Genomic DNA, 21,501 nt, shown 5'->3' with positions numbered 1-21,501 from the left:
AAAAAATCTATTATTGCGTGGACCGGAATGAATTAAAAGGAGGTTAAGTGCTTAAGGCTAGAGATGGGTGCGTTGCTTTGCCATATAGGCTGCAGTTTCGACCGCAGCTTTCAGACTGCCATCATCCGCCTTCCCTGTCCCTGCTAATTCTAAGGCGGTTCCATGATCAACCGAGGTACGGATGATGGGTAAACCCAAGGTGATATTTACCGCGCAACCAAATCCAGCATATTTCAACACGGGTAATCCTTGATCATGATACATGGTAAGAAAGGCATCGCATTCTTTTATATTGTTTGTAGTAAACAAGGTATCGGCTGGGAATGGCCCAAATACAGCCAACCCTTTTTCTTGCAAAAACCGCAGAGCGGGAACAATGACTTTAATTTCTTCATTACCTAAATAACCACCTTCGCCAGCGTGTGGGTTAAGGCCTGCCACATAAATTTTAGGATTTTCTATGGCAAAATCTCTTTTCAATGCAGTATGCAAACAAGAAATGATTTCGATTAACGATTCCATAGTAATACTGGCTGCGACATCTTTTAAGGGCAGGTGGGTAGTTGCCAATGCCACACGCATGACTGGACATGCAAGCATCATCACCACAGCTTTGGCTTGGCATTGTGCGGCCAAAAATTCAGTATGCCCCGTGAAAGAATAACCGGCTTGATTAATGATCCCCTTATGCACGGGAGCAGTAATCAATGCGGAAAATTCATTCTTTAAACATTGCTGCACGGCAATGCCCAGCATATCCAGGACATAGGGAGCATTTTGCGAATTGAGTACACCAGCGCTTGGCGTCTCTTTGCAGGGAAATGACCAAACCGTTAAGCTATTTGGTTTTTTTTCAGGCAATATGCCCTCTTGATAGTCAAAAAACTCAAGGGCTAAACCTAATTGGCGAGCACGTGCTGCCAATAAAGCCTTATCGCCTATAACTACAATCGGTAATTCATGCCCGGCCAAACTCAAGCATAAGTCCGGGCCTATACCGGCAGGTTCTCCGCTGCTGACCAGCAGCGGTTTCATGCCAATTCCTTATCCAAAATATTCAAGTAAGCGTCAGCACGTAAATGTTGCTGCCAATTTTGGACTGCTTCAGTAAACTTGCGCTGTTGCAAAAATTGGTGAACTTGCTGCCTTTGAAAGGCTTGAGAATCATCGACTGTTTTGCGCTCCAGCACTTCAATCAAGTGCCAGCCAAACAATGACTTCACCGGCTTGCTCACTTTGTGTAAAGGTAAGGCATTCATTGCCTTGGCAAATTGTGGAACCAATTCTTCCGCGGTAACCCAACCCAAATCGCCTCCTTTCACAGCGCTGGCGGCATCCAAGGAATATTGCTTAGCCATGACGGCAAAATCTTTTCCCGACTTCAATTGCTCATAAATATTGTTGATCTGCCTAATTGCTTCTGCTTCCGTCATGTTGGCATCTTGTTTCAATAAAATATGGCGGACGTGCGTCTTAACCACTTCATGATGATCTTGTTTACCGCCTAGAGCCACCAATTTGATCAATTGGAAGCCGTTGCCGGTGCGAATAGGCCCTGCCACTTGGCCGACTTTCATATTCACCACCTTATCTGCAAAAACTTCCGGCAATTCAGCTAAATTGCGCTCACCAAGATCACCCCCTTCCAGCGCATATTCGCCACTTGATTCGGCAATCGCCAAACGCGTGAAATCTTCGCCCTGTTTAATTTTTTTCAATAAAGCTTGTGCCTTATCGCGTGCTTTTTTCAATTGGTCAGTGGTGGGTTCTTCCGGCAAGGGAATAACAATATTTTGCAAATGGTAAACTTGATTTTTCTTGTTGTTCAAGGATGTTTTAATGTAATCCTCAACTTGCTGGGATGAGACTACAATATCCTGGCCTATGGCTTTTTGCTGCACGCGGGCAATTAACATTTCCTTCCGAATATTTTCCCTATAAGTTTTCCAATCCATGCCTTGTCGCTCCACTTCCTGGCGTAGCTGCGTCAGTGTCAAATCATTCGTGGCAGCAATTTTTCCTATCGCTTCATTTAATTCAACATTATCGATGGTTAAATTATTATTTTTAGCAATCTGCAATTGTAAGTTAATATCAATCAAATGCTGTAATACCTGCTTGCGAAGTACTTGCTCGTCTGGCATGGCCATATTCTTAGCCATCATTTGTTTTTTTAATATGCTGAGCTGAGCGGCCAATTCGCTTGCAGTAATTACATCGTCATTGACAACAGCCACGACCTTGTCCAAAGGTTCGGCAAAGACTAAGGCGGATAACAGCATAAATAGAATTAGGATGTGCTTTCGCATGTCATGTCCTCATTATTATAACTTCAGCGTCTGTATTCCAAAGAAATTATAAGAACTTGATTAAGTTTAATTTTGTACTTCATAGCAACTTCGTCAAATGGGTACAAAATATACCATTATCACTGATTTCTGAACTAATCCAGACTCAGGCAAATTTTTGATGCTGCAATTTAGGGTATTCAATCGCAAATTACAAGCAAATTTGCTTAATTTAAATCCAAAGAGTTCAATGCAAAGGAATAAGCACTTGCATGAGGGTTCGCAAAGTTTAACGGCTTGCCTGTCAGTGGCGGAATATATCCGCATAAGTAGGCAAATAACTGCGGATAATGGTAGTAGGATCGCCGCTGGCTGCAGAACCCAAACCTTTAAGCAAAATCTGCAAATATACGTTGTTCGTGTATTGCGGGGTCAAGGTATTGGGAGTCAGGCTTCTAAACGTGCGTCCTCCCAGTAAACGGATAGCCCAACAGCAGGTATCATATTGCAATCCGGCAAAGCCCATCATGCTGTAATGTTTGCTGATGTTATAACTATAGGCACCCAGCCCGCTCCATTTCTCGGTAAACGGTAATGCCGCAGAAATATTGGCTTGATGCAATGCATTATCTTGAATGCCACTGTTCGCGACTTGAGTCACATCTCCGTTAACCAAATAAGAATAACCAAAATTAAGGATCTGGTTTGCTGCCGGCTGATAATGAAAATTCAAATTGCCATTATTAGTCGCATGCGTGTAAACATCCCACACATAATCACCGCTGACCATCCATGCCGGATTGACCCGATAAACGGCGCGTGAGGCAATGGGCGAAGATTTTGCCACAGGCGATAAATACCCCAAAGTTAACGGATTATCTGCGCAATTTCCTTGTTTGTTATAGCAAAGTTGTACACGCCGATCGGAAAAATAACGGATTTGCCCAATGGAAAAACTGGCTTTTTCCTTACCCGTATCCTCGGCTAGCCAACGGCTGGTTAAGGCATAGGAAAGTTGGTTGGCATCGCCAATCCTATCAAAACCAGAAAAACGGTTGGTGCGGAATAATTGATCATAATTAAAAATCATATATGCGGAATCATATACAGGGATGGGAGTTTGATCATGATAAGGCACGTATAAGTAAAATAACCTGGGTTCTAAGGTTTGCGTATAATTTTGCCCCATTACCCGCGTAAAGCGTTCAAAAAATAAACCGCCATCCACGTCATAGCGGGGAATCGTGCGATTAAAATTTTGGGAAGGCATGAATGCACCATAAGTGGTGTCATAGGCATAGGGTGAATCATAAGAGCGGTAAGACAGGCTATAAGGATTAAAGGTGGTATTATATGCCCCATAATGCACATCGTAATAATTTTCCACTAACTGCGCTTCAGGAGTCACATACCCCCATGATTTAAAATGCGGGAATGCAATCGTCGGATTTAAGTGAAAACGCGGTCCCTCAGGCTGTGGTAGGTTTTTGGCCGGCCAATTAAAATAATCAAATTGCCCTAGCAAATTAACTTCTGCATTCAGAGGCAATTCATTATAAATACCTTGGGCACGCAATTGCGGCAAACGTTCATAGACGTCTGAAATAACGGATTGATTAACAGGATGCAAGGTTTGATAACTTTGCAACATCCCGTAAAATAACCAATGATCCGTGGTATACGTTAAATTTCCCTGCCGCAGCAATTGATTTTGCGTCAAAATTGCCAAGTTGGTGCTGAAATCCTGCAAATAATAATCATCTGAAACTTGTTGATAATTAACCCCCAGGCTTAAATTGGGTGTAAATTGCGTGCTTTCATGCACCATAAATGTCCAGCGATCGGTGGATTGCCCGCGCAAGCTTGGAAATTGACTGCTGTTTTCATGCAAAAAATCGGCGAAAGCCCGATCATGTGGCAAAAAATGAGCACTTAAAGTACCGATTGAGTTGGCAGTGAGAAAGCGGAAATCGCCTCCCATCATCAACCCGCGCCGGCCATATACATGCGGAATAATCGTTGCATCATAATTCGGAGCAATATTCCAATAATAAGGAAGACCGAAATCAAACCCACCCACATTGGTATAGCCATATATTGGCAATAAAAAACCGGACTTACGTTGTTTTGAAGTTGGAAAAGTTAAATAAGGCGTGTATAAAAGTGGCCAATCATTAACTCTCAATACGGCATTACGCGCAACCCCGGTAGCGTTTGCATCATCCAAAGTGATTTCCTGAGCTTCAATCTGCCAAGCTCTGTCTTGTGGGGCACACGTCGTATAAGTGGCTTGCCGTAATAAATAATCCCGGTTGGCAAAACGTTCAATTAAGCTTGCTCTACCCCAAGCCGGCAATACTGCTCCCGCCTGGCTGCTGCTAAAACGATATAGCACATCTTCTATGCGTCCGGAATTATCTTGCGGGTTAATGACAGCACGCCTTGCAATCATCAATCGATCCGGCTCGCGATAGCGTACCTCACCGATTAATTCAATTTGCTGTATTTTATTTGTTTTTGGATCACGAAAAATATAAGCTGTTTTAGCATTAACAATGCGCTGTGTTTCTTGTATCTCCACGCGGCCTGTTAACTGCGAGCGCCCCTCGGCATGAAATGATGCTTCATCCGCCAAAATGTAAATTTCGTTTTCGGGTAGTGGCGTTATAGGCAGCGACTCATAATAACCTTCGCAAACATTGGATTCCTGAGTAATTTGCCAACCCAGGCATTGCGCAAAACGTGCCCGCAAAGAAGAATCCAACGGAGCATCACGGGTGACAACGCAAGCTTGTACCGCTTCCCTTGCCATGGTTGAACCAATGTTTACCTGCGCTCTTAATCCCGTGTGCAGCCACAAAGCCACGCCGGTAAGGCTTAAATAAGCGCATATAGCCGTCCAATTTATTAAAAAAACTGAACCCAAGCGTCCAAACCTTGCTTTTATTTTGGCTGCAAGTAATGTTGTACCCAAGAGCATGACCACTAATACAAAGCTAAAGACGGTTAGCGTATAATAAAGCTTTATAGTTTTCACCATCATCAAGCCCAGTGAGGGCAGGAAGTATACCATGCACGCAAGGCAAAGCGCACTTAACAATTGGCTTAAACGCATTTTAGGCACAGGGACTTTCACGTTAACAACCTTGGCAGGAGATGCCAGTTTCCGCCGCTATTATCGACTCTTTCATGAAAATCGTTCCTATGTAGTAATGGATGCTCCCCCTGAAAAAGAAAACATCCTGCCTTTTATGCAAATTGGCAATGCATTGCGTAATCAAGGGATTCATACGCCTTATCAGTACGCAGCGGATTCTGAACAAGGTTTTATTTTATTGGAAGATTTAGGCGATCAGTTACTGTTAAGCGTTTTGACTGCAGACTCTGTAAATGCCTTATATCAATCCGCTATGCAACTCCTGCTTCGTCTGCAACAATGCCCCGTTGCTACTCCTCAATTACCCTCATTCGATAAATCGTTTATGTTACAAGAATTGCATCTATTTCGGCAGTGGTTTTTATCTTTGTATCTAGATTTGCACTTAACCCTTGCTGAAGAAGAAATCATCACAGCGTGCTTTGCAACGCTTAGTGAAGACATTGCAAAACAGCCACGCGTGTTTATCCATCGTGATTATCATTCGCGAAATTTGATTTTAACCGGCGATATTAAAAATCCAGATTTAGGCGTCATTGACTTCCAGGATGCAATGCAAGGGCCATTTACTTATGATTTGGTGTCTTTGCTGAAAGATTGCTATATCCAGTGGCCGCGTGAACAAATTCTCAACTGGGTACAATTTTTTTATCAAAAGCTCCCTGAAGTCCAGACCTGGACTCTTGCTGAATTTATTAAAGCATTTGATTTCTGCGGCTTGCAACGCCATTTAAAAGTACTTGGCGTATTTAGCCGCCTGCATTTGCGCGACCATAAGTCCGGATATCTGCAAGACTTACCCTTAACATTTAACTATGTAATGGCATGCTTGGAAAGTTACCCGCAATTTTTACCTTTTTATCACCTGATGCAGCAAAAAATTTTTCCATCATTCATTGAGAAACAACCACAATGAAAACAGCTATGATTTTAGCGGCTGGCCGCGGCGAACGCTTAAGACCTATCACCGAGCAAAAACCCAAAGCTTTGTGTACAGTGCATGGCATCCCTTTGCTTGCACATCATATTACAAATCTCGTGCGTGCAGGATTTAACAAATTGATAATTAATCACGCCTATCTGGGTGGACAAATTCGCCAATACGTAGGCAATGGTGGACGTTGGGGTATTGAAATTCATTACTCGCCAGAACCTCCTGGCGGACTTGAGACAGGTGGCGGCATTGCCCAAGCCTTGCATTTACTAGGAACAGAACCCTTTTTGACTGTCAATGCAGACATTCACACAGATTATAAGTTTGCAGATTTGAGCTTGCCTGAACACAGCTTAGTCCATCTCGTTCTAGTCGATAAACCTGCCTATAGCCGGCAAGGGGATTTTGGTTTGCTTGGCTCGCGGCTTATCAACGAAGATAAACATTATACGTTTACTGGCATTGCCTGCTATCACCCTGATTTTTTCCGGGCTGCGCCCATTGGACGATATTCCGTGGCCCCATTATGGCGTGAAGCAGCCAGACAACAGCAGGCGACGGGAGAGGTTTATAGTGGACGCTGGTTTGATATTGGTTCTCCTGAGCGTTTGTTGGCTGCCAATGGGTTATGCAGTAAAACATTATTGCAGATATCTTGAGGTATGCCGGGTATCATCACTCCTTAGCCGGCATACTAAATTTGCCTTAACCGGGAGTCGGTGCTTCTTCTTCCCTGGCTTCTTGCGTTGGTTCCGGATACGCATGGCGCTGTAAAGAAAAATTGATAGAATCATTATTTTTATGGATAAATTGTGCGAATCCTTTATTTGCATCTTCAAGTAAATCACCAAATTCAGCAGAAGATATTTTTAATGGTTGCCCCTGCTCTTGGCGAAGTTCCCCTGCTTCATCAACATGATAAATAACGCCACCTTTACTGATTAAATTATTGCCGGCTAACCATGCATTAAATAATTTATCCATGGCCGCAACTGTGCTTTCATCAGCATCCACACCATCACTGGTATAACCGCGGATAATTTGCGAATCCTGGCTGATGGCAAAATGGAAAGCAATCTCCGTCTTTTCAATGGTTTTGGCTGCATCTGCTGCCAGATTTTGATGCAAATTCTGGAAACTGGAAGGCATGCGCGTATCACCACTCCAGGGGGAAGTAGCGGACTCTTTCTGCCATGCAATATTTTCGGCAAAGTTGCCTATTTCGCTGGCAATTGCAGGCATGTTCTTGCCTAATCCTGCTTTACTCAATACTTCATTAAACTGGGTATAAAAATACCCGGAAGCTTCCGAAGTCGTTGCAATTTCCATTATTTTATATAAGGAAGCCGTACTGGGTAGTGTACCGCCTTGCAAGCGAGCCGATTCTAATGCCATTTCGTTACCTTGGTTGAATTTTTATAAATTATAGCAAATGCCGGTTTAGCACTAAACCTGCTTTATCTTTAATCGATGTTAAAAAACTGTAAAAAATTAATCCAAAGGGCCTTTTATGGAATCTGTTAATGAAGCTAATCTTTTTTCCTTCACATCTGCAAAAGAAAACTCATCCACTTGGATTGCATCCCAGCGTAATTTTTCAATTTCAATGACCTGCTCCATTTCCTGTATACTCAATTCATTATGCTTGACCAGGCTTTCCAATTTTTCTCTCAATGCAGTTAACTTAATGCGCCCGAAACTGCGGATTTTTTTATAAAGATTATCGTGCGCAATCAATGCTTGCAAAGCTTGCTCGACTTTGTCCAACGGCTCTTTCTTATCCCCACTCATGTAAATAAAGCTACAGATTTCCTGGCGATATGCATTGTTTTGGGTCATCAACCGTGCTAACTGGTGATCTAATTTATCCCGTGGCGCAAGCATGCTTTGCCCGCCGGGAAATACGAAAAAGCGGATCAACCAACCAAGCATGCGCGATGGGAAATTTTCGCAAAAATCGATCATCGTTTTTTGCGCATGATAAAAGCAATAAGTAACAGCCCATTTGGCATGCAATTCATGATCTTTACTGCGATGTTGCTCGAAATAGGTAAGAGCTGCCATCGCCATGTAAAGATACGACATCCCATCTGCCAAACGGGCGGACAAACGTTCTTTGCGCTTTAAATTGCCGCCTAAATAAATTAGCGCAAGATCGGCAATCCAGGCATAAGCATAACTGAGCCTGGCTAAACGTTGATATTCACGGCGCATAGGGCTCTTTGGGGCTGCTATCAAAAAACCACCTGTCCACGCCGAAAGCGTTGCCTTGGCAAAATTTCGCATAAAATAACTGATATGCTGCCAAATAATTTCAGCAAACTGTTCTTTATCGTTGCTGGACAATGCGTAAAATTCTTTACGAATAAAAGGATGACATGCCATGGAACCCTGTCCAAAAATTAATAAATTTCTCGACATGATATTTGCACCTTCAACGGTGACGGATATCGGGATACTTTGGTAAAAACTTGCAAGGTAATTACGCGGTCCGATCACTACGGTACGACCGCCGTGAACATCCATGGCAGCATTCACGGCAATGCGTGCCAATTCTGTATTGAAATATTTGGTAATTGCAGATGCCACAGAGGGTTTTTTGCCTTGATTCACTGCAGCAACAGTCATTAAGCGGGTGGCATTCACCAAATAATTCAAACCTGCAATTTCGGCCAATTTTTCTTCAATGCCTTCAAATTGCGCTAATTCCACATTAAATTGGCGACGCACGCGTGCATAGGCACCCGTTGCTATATAAGAAACGCTTGAAGAAGCTGCACCCAATGCCGGCAATGAAATCGAGCGGCCAATTGACAGGCACTCTACCAGCATTTGCCAACCGTGCCCGGCTTGCTCCTGCCCACCAATGATACTGGTAATGGGAGCAAAGATATTTTCACCACGAATCGTGCCATTCATAAACCACTGATCCGCTGGCAAATGGCGGTTGCCTATCTCTAAATGCTCCGCTTCGCGGGAGATGAGCAAGCAAGTGATTCCTTCCTCGCCTTTACCTTGCAGCAAACCATTTGGATCTTTTAAATTAACAGCCAAACCAATTAATGTCGCTACGGGAGACAATGTAATCCAGCGCTTGTTAAGCGTGATGCTTAATCCCAAGACTTGCTGGCCATTCATTTCTTTTTGCACGACAATGGCTTCAGACTGAATGGAAGTTGCATCGCTTCCCGCTTCAGGTTCGGTCAGGGCAAAACAAGGAATGTCGATGCCTTTTGCCAAACGTGGCAAGTAATAAGATTTTTGTTCTGCAGTACCATAGTGCTGCAATAATTCACCCGGGCCTAAAGAATTAGGAACCATGACCGTGACGGCTGCAGCGCCGGAACGACTGGCAATCTTCATCACCACATCTGAGTGAGCACGTGCAGAAAATCCTTTCCCGCCATACTCCTTACTGATCACTAAGCCAAAAAAACCCTTTTCTTTCAAATAAGTCCACACGTGTTCGGGAAGGTCACGCTGCTGGGAAAAATCCCAGTCATTAATCATTGCGCATAATTCTTCGGTTTCGTGCTGTAGAAATGCTTGTTCTTCAGCAGTCAGTTGCGTTGCAAGTTGTGATAACTTTTCCCAGACAGGCATCCCGGTAAAAATATCTTCCTCCAACCAGGTATCGCCTGCATTTAAAGCGTCTTCTTCAGTTTTGGAAAGTTTGGGCAAAGACTTGCCGGCACGTGCATATAAAAAAGCACTGATTGCCGCCCGTACGCTTTGCACTTGCAGGGTTAACATAATAGCGATAATTATTGCCCACAAAAAGATTCCTGCTATCCAGGGCAAACCTATAAAAAACGTGGTAACCACTAGATATACGATGCTAGCCCCAATCCAGACTTGCGGATGCCAGGCATGATAAAGCGCAATAAGAGTAAACAATAAATACAAGACAAATAATGTGACGGCCATTTTCCTTTTCCTTGTAAATCCATGCAAGTGAAGCAAAGAGCTGATTGAAGTCAATGAGTATATATAAAAAACATTTGTAAATTCAATGAAATAAAATCATCGCTTGCATAACATAATGGAATATCCTAGCGTAATCTTTTTATTCATCACGGGCTAAATATGAATAAACGCTTGGTATGGAATTTCGAGCTTGAGCCAACCACTTCCTTGCATATCCCCGCTAATGCACTGGCTTGTGCGGCTGAAATGCGCTGGGAAATGCGCTGTTTTTGGCCGGAAGACGCAATTATCTGCCTTAAAGGATTGACTGAACACTTTCTCGAATTAAGCCAATTTCAATTAAAAAAACGGGAGGATACCTATTACCTCCTCGATAATGCCCCCTTAAACATTAAAATGCGCCGGGGACAAATCGTTTATAAACCATTGCTTGCAAAAAAAGAGCATGCCATGGCTTATGGGCGTAAAATTATCCTGGACGAACAAGGCGCGGCTGCAACATTGCCCGGGGCGGAAAATATAACGGTAGAAGAACTTTTAGGACAAATTAAAGCATCCGGGAAAAAAATTGCAGTCAGCAAGGATGCATTCGTTTATAAGTTTTCTACTGAGCCCGCCACCAAGCTTGAGTTAGCGCGCTTGCGCGTTCAGGATAAAATTTATTTTAGCTTGAGCATTGAGTCACGTGCTTTATCTTTAGTGGAAACATTTGCGCAACACTTGCTTGCAACTTGGATTTCTTGCGACTATGTGACTTTCCTCAAAAGTATATTGGTATGATTAAAACCTTGCTTGCCATAACCATAAGCTTTGGAAAAATCGGACTGATTTCCCTTGGCGGCGGGAATTCCATGCTTAAGTTGCTGGAATATGAAGCAGTCAATTATCGCCATTGGATAGGGCAGGAAGAATTTATCCAAATGGTTGGCAGTACTTTTTTATTTCCAGGCTTGACTGCAGTCAAACTTGCGGCACTTATCGGCTATAAGGCAGGCGGAACTGCCGGATTGCTCCTAGCGGTAGCTTGTTTGAATTTACCAGGATTAATTTTAGCCATTTTCGGTTATTTTTGGCTGACAAGCCATAACGGTCCTATTATGCGCAAAATTATGATTGCCGTGCAATATGGGGCTTTTGCGCTATTGGCTGCCGCCACTTTTTCCATCGCCCAGGGCGTGCTGGCTGTATATTATTCGCTGTCGATGGTAATGGCTTGCATTTTATTCTTTTTAGCTCTAGCTTTTTTGAATCTATCCCCTTTTTGGGGCTTTATTGCATTTATTGGAGTTTGTTTTTTCCTGGTGAATTAATGCTAATGATCAACGTGTTGATTTTTAAGGAGCCATGTTGCAGCATACACTTGAACTAGCCCCGAATGTCGTGGAGAACCACTTGGATAATCCATTTGATAATCCTGAGTATTATATCAACCGCGAATTTACTGCATTGGCATTTAATGAACGCGTATTGAAGTTAGCCCGTGATGAACATGTCCCTTTACTGGAACGGATGCGCTACCTTTGTATATGCAGCGGTAACTTGGATGAGTTTTTTGAAATACGCGTTGCTGGTTTAAAGGAAAAGATCGCCATTTCCTCCGTTAAACTGAGTATTGATGGCTTGCGTCCCGATGAAATTTTAAGCCATCTTAGCAAAAAAACGCACAAACTTATCGATGAATTGTATTCCATTTTCAACAAGCAATTATTACCTGCCTTAAAAAAAGAAAATATTCATTTCTATAACATTCAAGATTGGACTGACGATATTCATTTGTGGGCCAAACATTATTTTAAAAACGAAGTCTTGCCTATCGTCAGCCCGATTGCCTTGGACTTGGCACACCCCCTGCCACGGTTATTCAATAAAAGCCTCAACTTCATCATCACCTTGAGCGGCAAAGATGCATTTGATCGCAACATCAATTATGCCGTAGTTCATGCCCCGCGCTCCTTACCGCGGCTCATTCACTTACCCTCCGAACTTTGCGGTGAAGGCAGCCATTTTGTATACCTTACTTCCATCATAAAAACCCACATCCATAGTTTTTTTCCAGGCATGGAAATTAGCGGCTGTTATGCATTCCGTTTAACCCGTAACAGCGATTTGTCATTGCGTGAAGAAGAAGCTGAAGATTTGGCAGCAGCGGTGCAACGCGAATTATTTTCACGCCATTACGGGCATGTAGTGCGCCTGGAAATTGAGAAAAACTGCCCGGATAACATGACCGATTTTTTACTGCAAAAATATCATTTACGTCATGAAGATGTTTACTATTGCGATGGGCCAGTCAACATCCAGCGCTTCTTACGGGCGATTAACAGCATACCAAGACCAGATTTAAACTATCCGCCATTTGCCTCGCAATATCCAAGTTTTCCAAAACACAAACAAAACTTGTTTAATGTATTGGATGAACAAGATATCTTATTGCATCATCCCTTCCAAAGCTTCGAAGTAGTCATTGATTTTGTGCGCCAGGCAGCATCCGATGCCAATGTTTTGGCGATCAAACAAACGCTTTATCGGACGCGTTATGATTCGGTGATGGTGAATGCTTTGGTGGAAGCAGCCCGCTCTGGCAAAGAAGTCACGGCAGTCATTGAATTACGCGCCCGTTTCGATGAAGAATCCAACTTGCGGTTAGCAAACCGTCTACACGAAGCAGGCGTACTGGTTTTATATGGCGTAGTCGGATTTAAAACCCATGCCAAAATGACTTTGGTAGTGCGCCGCGTCCATGGCAAGTTGAAACGCTATGTGCATTTAGGCACCGGCAATTATCATGAAGAAACTGCAAAACGCTACACGGATTTAGGATTATTGACATCCCACCCGGATATCACAGCTGATACGCAAATTATTTTTCAACAACTAACGGGGCTTGGGAAAACAGTAAAACTGAAAGAATTGTGCCATTCGCCATTTACCTTGCAAAAAAATCTGCTGCAACTGATTGAACAATGTTCTTTAGCTGCGCAAAAAGGGGTTGATGCAGAAATAATGATTAAGGTCAACGGACTTACCGACCTTATCATGATTCAAGCACTTTATGCCGCCTCGCAAGCAGGGGTAAAAATCAATCTGATTGTGCGCGGGGTCTGTTGTCTTCGCCCTGGACTCCCTGGCGTATCAGAAAACATCAGGGTCATTTCCATTGTAGGTAGATTCCTGGAACATCATCGCGTTTATTATTTCCGTTACGGGCAAGAAGAAAAATATTATTGCGGCAGTGCTGATCTTATGGAGCGCAATTTATATTATCGCATTGAAGTCATGTTCCCGATTCTTGACGAAGAATGTAAAAAGCGTATCAGGCAGGAAATCCTAAAAAATTATTTAAAAGACAACAGCAATGCGTGGGAAATGCAAAGCGACGGGACTTACAAGCCTCTTCACCATGGAGCTTACAGTGCGCAGGAAAAATTATTGGAGCTTTATTCTTAAGAGATATTCACAAGAATTTTATTCCTTTCACCGGCTACCTCGCGCGTTAACCTCGGCACGAGATATCCCGGCAATTGCGCTTGCAATTCTTTAAAGGTGGTTTCGGCAACCTGCGAAGGTGTATCGAAATGCGCAGCACCTTCCACCTTGTCTAATAAATGCAGGTAATACGGTAAAATCCCAATTTCAAATAAACGTTTACTTAGTTTTGCAAGCGTTGCCGCATCATCATTCACCCCGGCCAAAAGTACGGATTGATTCAGTAAATGGCAACCGGCGCGTTTTAAAGCAAAACACGCCTGAGCGACGTGCTCATCCAATTCGTTAGGATGATTGCTATGCACAACAATCACTTTTTGCAAGCGGCTGGCTGCCAATAAATCGATAAAATCCGCGTCGATGCGTTCCGGCAAGACAATGGGCACACGGGAGTGAATGCGTAAAATACGCACATGCGAAACCGCTGCCAATTTGTCTAAAAATATTTGCAACATGGGGTTTTTTACTAAAAGGGGATCGCCTCCACTTAAAATAATTTCAAAAATAGAATCATTGTTCGCGATATATTCTAGCGCCTGCTGCCAGCCATGTTGGCCGGGATTATTTTCTTCATAGGGAAAATGCCTGCGGAAGCAATATCGACAATTGATGGCGCAAGCGCTACTTAACGTAAGCAAAACCCGTCCGTCATACTTATGAATAAGTCCTGCAACTGGATTTGTATCACGTTCTTGCAAGGGATCTTTTACAAAGCCTGCATGGGCTTCTGTTTCTTGCGCTTGCGCTAGTACCTGCAATAAAAGAGGATCCGCAGGATTCCCACGCTCCATTAATCCTGCAAAACGGCGCGGTACCCGGGTTTTGAATTGCTGTTCGGCTACAGTGCTGCCTAACTCAGGCGGCAATTGTAAAAAAGACAATAATTCGGCTGCAGAATTAAATCCTTGTGCCAGGATTTTCTGCCAACTGGGTTTGGAATCTCGCATTCATAGTATAGACTTGGTAAACTGCGTGCACTTTAACGAAATTGAAATAAAATCTCAATCCTAATATAGCGGAGCATCCATGGCAATTTATAGTACCAATGAATTTAAAAATGGCCTGAAAGTTATGATAGACAACGCGCCTTGCAGCATTGTCGACTGTGAATTCGTAAAACCCGGGAAAGGACAGGCATTTACACGCGTTAAAATTCGCAACCTCAAAACAGGCCGTGTCGTGGAGCGTACCTATAAGTCAGGTGAAACCTTGCCTTCTGCTGATGTAGTCGATGTGGAAATGCAATATTTGTATAATGATGGTGAACATTGGCATTTCATGGTCCCAGATACGTTTGAGCAATATGCTGCAGGTGCGGAAGCCCTTGAGGAAGCTGCCAAGTGGTTGAAAGAACAAGACTTATGCGTCGTTACCCTTTGGAACAATGAACCGTTACAAGTAACCCCCCCTAATTTCGTCATTCTCGAAATTACAGAAACTGATCCCGGTTTAAAAGGCGATACTTCAGGTGGTGGCGGTAAACCTGCAGTATTGGAAACAGGCGCTGTCGTGCGCGTTCCCTTGTTCGTACAAATTGGTGAATTGATTAAAGTAGACACGCGCAAAGGTGAGTACGTTTCCCGCGCGAAAGAATAATTTTTGGGCATTTAATGCCCAAAAATTTACCATCGGTACCAAGCAGGGCGATAAAACCGCGGTCCATAATAATAGCGTGGCGTGTAAGAACGATAGATACCGCCTATGATTGGAGCTCGATAATTATAGTAACCGGGATAATAACCACCCGTAATATAACCCGGATATCCCAAACCAACATAAGTGGTTTCAGTACCCGCCTCAGTGGTGGCTACAGCCGTGCAACTACTGAGTGTTGCCGCCGAAGACAGGACAAACAAAGCAAGAATTAATTTCTTCATAATCGCTTCCTTGCATGAACTTAATTTGTATAAATATTATACTATACGAAATTATATTTCACAAACGAGCAAGGGATTAAGCGTATTGCAACATTTTAATCTGTGCTTTTAATTGATCAAAACCTGCCTCCACATTGACGTATTGCCTGTTGGCTAAATAGACTGACAAAGAGCCGTCATCAGTAGCCTGCCTTGCCTGTAAAACACTATTAAATTTTAAATCGCGCAGCCGCAAAAAATCATGATCACGCGTCACCAAATAAAAATTTCGGTACTGATGTTTATTATGGAAATGAAGTTTTTTGGCTTCGGCCGACAAGCTATGCCCAGGTAAATAATCCTTGAGCGAGTAACATTGATTGTTATGCACAGCAATAATTTTACCGCTTTTAGGTAAAAGCTGCTTAATTTTAGTTGCCAATTTTTGCACAGTCCGATGTGCAGCAGGTGTGTAAGGACCAAATTGTCTTAATGTTTTTTTAATCCCTGCATCGCTGTAGATGCGGTTAGGGTCAAATTCGTATCGCTGCCCCTGCAAACGAAATATGATGTTTCTACCTCCTGGGTGTACCAGAGTCAAAATGCTTCCGCCTTTTGCAGCAACCATCGCCCGTGCTGCATGCAAGGCAGTCGTCTCATTCTGATGCAAATGAACAAACATTTTACCAGAACCTTTTTTCTCCACTTTGACAATAATGAGCGTATCCCCCATTTTTACTGGATAATTGGCTGCAAAAGCAATGGCGTGAAAAAAAATACAACAAAGAATTAGCCAATATTTCATTGTCTAAGATTTACCATAAAGTATAATTTTGTAGCATATTATCTTATTACGATACTAAATTCAATCTAAAAAATGCCATGGCATCGTTGAAAAAATGGGTTATCTAGGGATAGTGAGGACATATCTTATGGCCAGATGCTATTGAAGAATGCGGTGGAGATAAGTTCCCCGTAAGCGCAGCTACCAGCAAGATATTATATCGAATAAAAAATAGGCAATAATCCCTGTATTCTGAGCCGCAAATAACTTCAATAAAGTGGCGATCTATGAAATGCATTAGGTTTCCTGACAGGACAGGCATACACACAACACTTCAAAACAATCTCCTTATCTATAGCCGGATTGGTTCAGCCAGGACAAATCATTGCCTATATGCATTAATAATAGACAAATTATCTTTTGTTAACAACTTGCTCTTGTCCACTTGATCTTCTCCCATAACCAAGTTATATTTTTAATAAAATAGGCAAAAAGCTAACGCAGTGCACAAATTGTTAATAATGAATTATAATCGTCGTCTGTTTTAGCAATTTAATTATTCCCAGTAATGAAAACAATCATTGAATCCTACCGTGCCGGCTTATTTCAAAAAAAATTCATCTTGCCCAATATTATTTCCGGCATCATTGTCGGAGTCGTAGCCTTACCGCTAGCCATGGCATTTGCCATCGCTTCCGGCGCAAAGCCAGAACAGGGTTTGTATACAGCCATTGTGGCAGGTCTTTTGGTCAGTATTTTTGGCGGCAGCCGCTTGCAAATCGCAGGGCCTACGGGCGCTTTTATTGTGGTGCTCGCAGGAATTACCTCCCAGTATGGGATTGACGGCTTGCAGATAGCAACTTTACTGGCCGGAATCATGTTGGTGCTATTTGGTTTATTGCGCCTGGGGGCAATCTTAAAATTCATTCCTGATCCAGTTATTCTGGGGTTTACCGCAGGAATTGCCGTTGTCATTTGGGTAGGGCAATGGCAATATTTTTTTGGCCTCCCCCATATCCAGGGCTCTCATTTTCACGAGAAATTTTGGCATACCCTCACAGCCCTGCCGGCAATGAGCATAAGTACCACCATGCTTGCCTTGCTATCCCTGACGATTGTCCTCTACTCAAACCGCATCTCATGGTTAAGACGAATTCCGGGACCATTGCTAGCCTTGATTGTTGCTACGCTCTTGCAAGCTGTTTTTAAATTTTCGGATGTGGCAACGATTGGCAAAGCCTTTGGTGGCATCCCGCAAGGCTTACCCTCCTTCCACCTCCCTGAATTGAGCGTCAACCGCATTCTGGAATTGATAGGCCCTGCCTTCACCGTAGCCATGCTGGGCGCAATCGAATCCTTATTATCTGCAGTAGTGGCCGACGGCATGGCGGACACGCGCCATGATTCAAACCGCGAATTAATCGGCCAGGGCATTGCCAATATTGCCACTCCTTTTTTTGGCGGGTTTGCAGCTACTGGTGCTATTGCCCGCACAGCCACCAACATCCGCAATGGCGGCAATAGTCCTTTATCCGGCATTGTCCATGCTTTGACTTTAGTTTTAGTTTTGCTGTTTTTAGCACCCCTGGCTGCCGATGTTCCACTTGCAGTACTTGCTGCCATTTTATTCGTTGTCGCCTGGAATATGAGTGAAGCGCGCCATTTTATTAAGCTTTTAAAAAGAGCCCCGCGCGCCGATGTGGCGATTCTTTTGATCACCTTCTTGTTGACGGTATTGGTCGACTTGGTGGTGGCAGTAAATATCGGGGTGATCCTTGCCATTCTTCACTTCTTGCTGCGCATGTCAGCCAGTGTAGAAATACAGCAACAGACGCAGGAACAACTTGCGCAGGAAATGGCACCACAAGGCTCATCAGCTTTACCGTCCGATGTTTTAATTTATGCCATACAAGGTCCATTTTTCTTTGGCGCTGCAGAAATGTTTGCACAAGCTCTTGCCAGTACCCACGCGGATCCTCGCATTTTGATTCTGCGTTTAGGTTGGGTACCTTTTATCGATATTACTGCCTTGCACGCTTTGGAAGAAGTGATCACCCGCTTGCAAAAACGCGGCATACGCATCTTGTTAACGGGAGCAAGGCCTAATGTTGAAAAGAAATTGCAAAAAGCCGGTATTATAAATTTATTAGGAAAAGAAAATTTATTTGCCGACTTTACAAAAGCCGTGGATTTTATTCGAAAAGTTTCACCAAATGAGGTAAAACCCGCGTCAGCTGCAACTTTCCCTGCCGATAATTCGTTGGCAGTTAAACTGTGATCAAGCCGTCACTTGGCTTTTCTCTAACAAAAAGTATCGCATCTTAAGCGTTGCAAAGATGCGATACTCGGCATGAAATTATTATGCCATCGGCGCTGATTAATCTCTAAAATTATTAAACTGCAAAGGTTGCTCGATCTCCGCTTTCTTTAATAAAGCGATGGCTTCTTGCAAATCATCGCGATTTTTCCCAGTCACGCGGACTTTATCGCCTTGAATGGATGCTTGTACCTTAATCTTACTGTCTTTCATCAGTTTCACTATTTTTTTGGCTGTAGGCTGTTCAATACCTTGTTTAAACAGCATGGTAAGCGAAAATGTCTTGCCGCTATGCACCGGCTCATCTTCTATTTCCACGCCGGAAGTACTGACACTACGCTTGCTGCAATGCGTACGGAACACATCTTCCAATTGACGGACCTGAAAATCAGATTCGGATTTTAAGGTAACCTTGAGTTCCTCGAGGCTAATATTGGCTTCTACGCCACGAAAATCAAAGCGATTGCCGATTTCGCGATTGGCATTATCGACAGCATGGCGCAGCTCCATTTCGTTTACTTCTGAAACTACATCAAATGAAGGCATAATTTATGGATCCTCGTAAAAATTAAGCATTATAGCAATTGGTTTATAGGTTTACATGGCTTCGTGTGTCCCTAACGGCCGCAATTCAATGGATAAATCCTTGTCCACTAGCAATAAATGATTGGCCGGCACCTCCAGCCATTCTGTGTCAAAATCGGTAAGTTTTTCAGACACGACTAAAATGCAATTTTTTTCATTCCCTTCTTGCAGCATATGATAATGGCCTTTTTTCGCGACAAATCGGCTGCCCAGTGAATAATGCATCGTTTCCGGCATTATCTTTTTTGCCGTACTATAACGACAGGCCAGCAGACGCTCGCCATCGGTTAGACAAACATTATAAAAAGCAGCGCCAGATTTTCCAAATTCTTTTCTTATTCGCTCTATTGCCGTAAATGTCGCCTGCAATACATCAGCCACGACCGTTAATTGCGTTAAATCCTTCCCTTTTGCCAACTGCAAAAACAAGGCAAATAAATGTTCAGAGTCGGTGTCGCCTTGAATCCAATGATACACATCATCATCCAATAAATGCCGTAAATGGCGTTTGATTGCAATAAAATCCGGGATCCCGCCATTGTGCATCAACATCCACCGCTTAAATACAAACGGATGGCAATTATAATTAGTTACGCCGCCGGCACTGGCCGCCCGCACATGTGCAAAGAATGCAGGCGATTTAATTTTTGCAGTGAGACTCAATAAATTCCGATCATTCCAGGCAGGAAATACAGACGTAAATAAAGCGGGGTCTGGACTGATAGCAGGAGCATACCAGCCCAAGCCAAACCCATCTCCATTGGTCGGGATATTTGATTCACGAGCATGCAAACTCTGCATGATGATCGAATTTGCCGGCTTTACCAACACGTCCTGCAAGAGAATTTCATGGCCTAAATAGGCAATTAACCGACACATAAAAATCCCGTAAATGCAAAAGCTCAATCAAATAATAGGTGCTTTAGCGATATTAATAATTATCGGGGAAATCATTCACACCGGCTGAAGTATTGGTATTGTTTGTGGAAGCATCGGTCGTGCCATTGCTGTTGCCTTTAGCCGCACCTGCCTCAGGTGTCCCCACCACCATCTTATCATGGACAGTATTTACGCCTTTGATTGATTTGGCTACCCGCAATACGTTTTGTTTTTCTTGTTCCGTGCCAATGTTTCCGGATAAATACACTTGACCATCTTTGGTTTCGACGCTAACCGTCCAGCTCGGAACGTCTTTGCCCATGATGTCTTCGCGAATCAAAGCACCTTTAATTTTGGCAGTGATATACGTGTCATTCAAAGGGTATTGGCTATCTTTCACCGTCAAATTATCCACATTGACATCGCTCACCCCTTTGGTGGATTCGGCATTCATGATGACTTTGTCATAATCGGTATCGGAAGGCAGCTCGCCTGATAAATAAACAATACCTCCGCGTACGGAAACATTAACTTTACCATTGTATTCAGACAAAATCGCAGCAACGCTCTTTGTTAAGGTGGCATCATTAGGCTGGGCGCTGGTTTGCATGGTTTGCCCATTCTGCATTTTATTATTGCCATTTGCTTTATGATTAGCCGCCATGGCATAACTGGCAAGGCTACTGCAAACGAGCACGGCAACTACTTTCTTTTTTATAAATTTATCCATGGTATTTCTTCCTTTTTCTTGTTAATTGCTGGCAACCATCTTATCTTACAAATCAGAACAATGATGGATAAGCATAGGCAGAGATGCGTGTTTATGCAAAATTTTCAATGCTCTACTATGATTAAAGATAGGGGTGTATTTACTGCCCAATGACTCATTAAACAAGCGCTATAAGGTAACGCAAAAAGAATGGAAACGATTGAAATTTAAGGAGAGCAATCATGTTAAGCTGGGCGATTTTCTTTTTTATCATTGCAATTATCGCTGCGGTTTTCGGCTTTGGCGGTATTGCCACAGCAGCAGCCAATATAGCACAGCTTCTTTTTTATCTTTTTATTATCATCTTCGTGGTCTTGCTTATCATTAGCTTGATTGGCGGAAGACGCCCGCCACCGCCTCTATGAAAGACCGTAGCAAGCAAAAAGAAGCAAAAGTCTTATCACCTGGCCGGCCATTAACAATAAAATTTTAAAAGTGCTACACTAAGTTGCTGTTAACCTCAGGGAAAGGAGGTATATGAAAAGATTGTAATAAGCTTAGCTTTTTTGTTTAGTTTAG

General features: G+C 43.1%; 19 protein-coding genes. 8 read left to right on the top strand and 11 right to left on the bottom strand.

The window, feature by feature from the left end:
- Nucleotides 1–57: 57 nt before the first annotated feature.
- The 3 genes from pdxA to NKV53_RS05400 all read right to left on the bottom strand — a co-directional run bounded on the left by pdxA (nt 58) and on the right by NKV53_RS05400 (nt 5,100).
- The gene (gene pdxA / locus NKV53_RS05410) at nt 58–1,035 is read right to left on the bottom strand and encodes a 4-hydroxythreonine-4-phosphate dehydrogenase PdxA (RefSeq protein WP_127032967.1); all 978 of its coding nucleotides are present in this window, start codon (nt 1,033–1,035) and stop codon (nt 58–60) included.
- On the bottom strand, nt 1,032–2,309 hold the full coding sequence (locus tag NKV53_RS05405; protein ID WP_126954405.1) for a peptidylprolyl isomerase: 1,278 nt from the start codon (nt 2,307–2,309) through the stop codon (nt 1,032–1,034). The genes pdxA and NKV53_RS05405 overlap by 4 nt, the downstream gene beginning before the upstream one ends.
- Before the next feature lie 283 nt (nt 2,310–2,592).
- Nucleotides 2,593–5,100, bottom strand: a complete 2,508-nt coding sequence (locus NKV53_RS05400) for an LPS-assembly protein LptD (protein WP_199739166.1) — start codon at nt 5,098–5,100, stop codon at nt 2,593–2,595.
- A 259-nt stretch (nt 5,101–5,359) separates the two neighbouring features.
- On the opposite strand from NKV53_RS05400, the gene NKV53_RS05395 reads away from it, so the two are divergent.
- Together NKV53_RS05395 and murU are read left to right on the top strand one after the other, a co-directional pair.
- Entirely contained in the window at nt 5,360–6,361 is a 1,002-nt protein-coding gene (locus NKV53_RS05395) for an aminoglycoside phosphotransferase family protein (RefSeq protein WP_126954406.1), read from the top strand.
- Nucleotides 6,358–7,038: an N-acetylmuramate alpha-1-phosphate uridylyltransferase MurU gene (gene murU, locus NKV53_RS05390; protein WP_127111481.1), complete on the top strand. Its 681-nt coding sequence runs from the start codon at nt 6,358–6,360 to the stop codon at nt 7,036–7,038. Before NKV53_RS05395 ends, murU begins: the two co-directional genes overlap by 4 nt.
- Nucleotides 7,039–7,084: 46 nt before the next feature.
- Here the strand turns inward: murU and NKV53_RS05385 are convergent, their stop codons facing one another.
- Both NKV53_RS05385 and NKV53_RS05380 read right to left on the bottom strand, forming a co-directional pair.
- The gene (locus NKV53_RS05385) at nt 7,085–7,774 is read right to left on the bottom strand and encodes a hypothetical protein (RefSeq protein WP_127057395.1); all 690 of its coding nucleotides are present in this window, start codon (nt 7,772–7,774) and stop codon (nt 7,085–7,087) included.
- 96 nt (nt 7,775–7,870) lie between these two features.
- A complete protein-coding gene (locus NKV53_RS05380; protein WP_253350833.1) occupies nt 7,871–10,306 on the bottom strand; it encodes an acyl-CoA dehydrogenase in 2,436 nt (811 codons plus the stop codon).
- Between the two features lie 159 nt (nt 10,307–10,465).
- On the opposite strand from NKV53_RS05380, the gene NKV53_RS05375 reads away from it, so the two are divergent.
- The 3 genes from NKV53_RS05375 (at nt 10,466) to ppk1 (ending at nt 13,753) form a co-directional block, all read left to right on the top strand.
- The gene (locus tag NKV53_RS05375) at nt 10,466–11,086 is read left to right on the top strand and encodes a hypothetical protein (protein WP_126954410.1); all 621 of its coding nucleotides are present in this window, start codon (nt 10,466–10,468) and stop codon (nt 11,084–11,086) included.
- Entirely contained in the window at nt 11,083–11,616 is a 534-nt protein-coding gene (locus NKV53_RS05370; RefSeq protein WP_127057398.1) for a chromate transporter, read from the top strand. Before NKV53_RS05375 ends, NKV53_RS05370 begins: the two co-directional genes overlap by 4 nt.
- Before the next feature lie 82 nt (nt 11,617–11,698).
- Nucleotides 11,699–13,753 carry a polyphosphate kinase 1 gene (ppk1, locus tag NKV53_RS05365; protein ID WP_199741518.1) on the top strand — a complete coding sequence of 685 codons (2,055 nt, stop codon included), beginning with the start codon at nt 11,699–11,701 and terminating at the stop codon, nt 13,751–13,753.
- Here the strand turns inward: ppk1 and epmB are convergent.
- Nucleotides 13,750–14,739, bottom strand: a complete 990-nt coding sequence (gene epmB, locus NKV53_RS05360; protein ID WP_126954413.1) for an EF-P beta-lysylation protein EpmB — start codon at nt 14,737–14,739, stop codon at nt 13,750–13,752. The two genes, ppk1 and epmB, sit on opposite strands and share 4 nt — an antisense overlap.
- Before the next feature lie 79 nt (nt 14,740–14,818).
- Here epmB and efp point away from each other — a divergent pair, with 79 nt between their 5' ends.
- Nucleotides 14,819–15,388 carry an elongation factor P gene (gene efp / locus NKV53_RS05355; protein ID WP_126954414.1) on the top strand — a complete coding sequence of 190 codons (570 nt, stop codon included), beginning with the start codon at nt 14,819–14,821 and terminating at the stop codon, nt 15,386–15,388.
- A gap of 26 nt (nt 15,389–15,414) precedes the next feature.
- On the opposite strand, the gene NKV53_RS05350 is transcribed toward efp, so the two are convergent.
- Entirely contained in the window at nt 15,415–15,669 is a 255-nt protein-coding gene (locus NKV53_RS05350; protein ID WP_126954415.1) for a hypothetical protein, read from the bottom strand.
- A gap of 76 nt (nt 15,670–15,745) precedes the next feature.
- Nucleotides 15,746–16,453, bottom strand: coding sequence for a protein tyrosine phosphatase (locus NKV53_RS05345; RefSeq protein WP_126954416.1), 708 nt, complete (start codon nt 16,451–16,453; stop codon nt 15,746–15,748).
- Between the two features lie 547 nt (nt 16,454–17,000).
- On the opposite strand from NKV53_RS05345, the gene NKV53_RS05340 reads away from it, so the two are divergent.
- Nucleotides 17,001–18,710 (top strand): SulP family inorganic anion transporter, encoded by a 1,710-nt coding sequence (locus tag NKV53_RS05340; protein ID WP_253350831.1) that lies wholly within the window; start codon nt 17,001–17,003, stop codon nt 18,708–18,710.
- A gap of 99 nt (nt 18,711–18,809) precedes the next feature.
- Here NKV53_RS05340 and NKV53_RS05335 read toward each other — a convergent pair whose 3' ends face one another.
- The 3 genes from NKV53_RS05335 to NKV53_RS05325 are packed head-to-tail and all read right to left on the bottom strand — an operon-like array spanning nt 18,810 to nt 20,943.
- Nucleotides 18,810–19,295 (bottom strand): YajQ family cyclic di-GMP-binding protein, encoded by a 486-nt coding sequence (locus tag NKV53_RS05335; RefSeq protein WP_253350829.1) that lies wholly within the window; start codon nt 19,293–19,295, stop codon nt 18,810–18,812.
- Between the two features lie 51 nt (nt 19,296–19,346).
- A complete protein-coding gene (locus tag NKV53_RS05330; protein ID WP_126954419.1) occupies nt 19,347–20,213 on the bottom strand; it encodes a class II glutamine amidotransferase in 867 nt (288 codons plus the stop codon).
- A 52-nt stretch (nt 20,214–20,265) separates the two neighbouring features.
- Nucleotides 20,266–20,943, bottom strand: coding sequence for a BON domain-containing protein (locus NKV53_RS05325; protein ID WP_127032982.1), 678 nt, complete (start codon nt 20,941–20,943; stop codon nt 20,266–20,268).
- Nucleotides 20,944–21,164: 221 nt separating this feature from the next.
- Here NKV53_RS05325 and NKV53_RS05320 point away from each other — a divergent pair, with 221 nt between their 5' ends.
- Nucleotides 21,165–21,347 (top strand): DUF1328 family protein, encoded by a 183-nt coding sequence (locus NKV53_RS05320; protein ID WP_126954421.1) that lies wholly within the window; start codon nt 21,165–21,167, stop codon nt 21,345–21,347.
- Nucleotides 21,348–21,501 lie beyond the last annotated feature (154 nt).

It is taken from the genome of Legionella sp. 27cVA30 (assembly GCF_024160945.1).
Taxonomy (GTDB): Bacteria; Pseudomonadota; Gammaproteobacteria; order Legionellales; family Legionellaceae; genus Legionella_A; species Legionella_A septentrionalis.
This window is presented reverse-complemented; position numbering and strand designations above follow the sequence as displayed.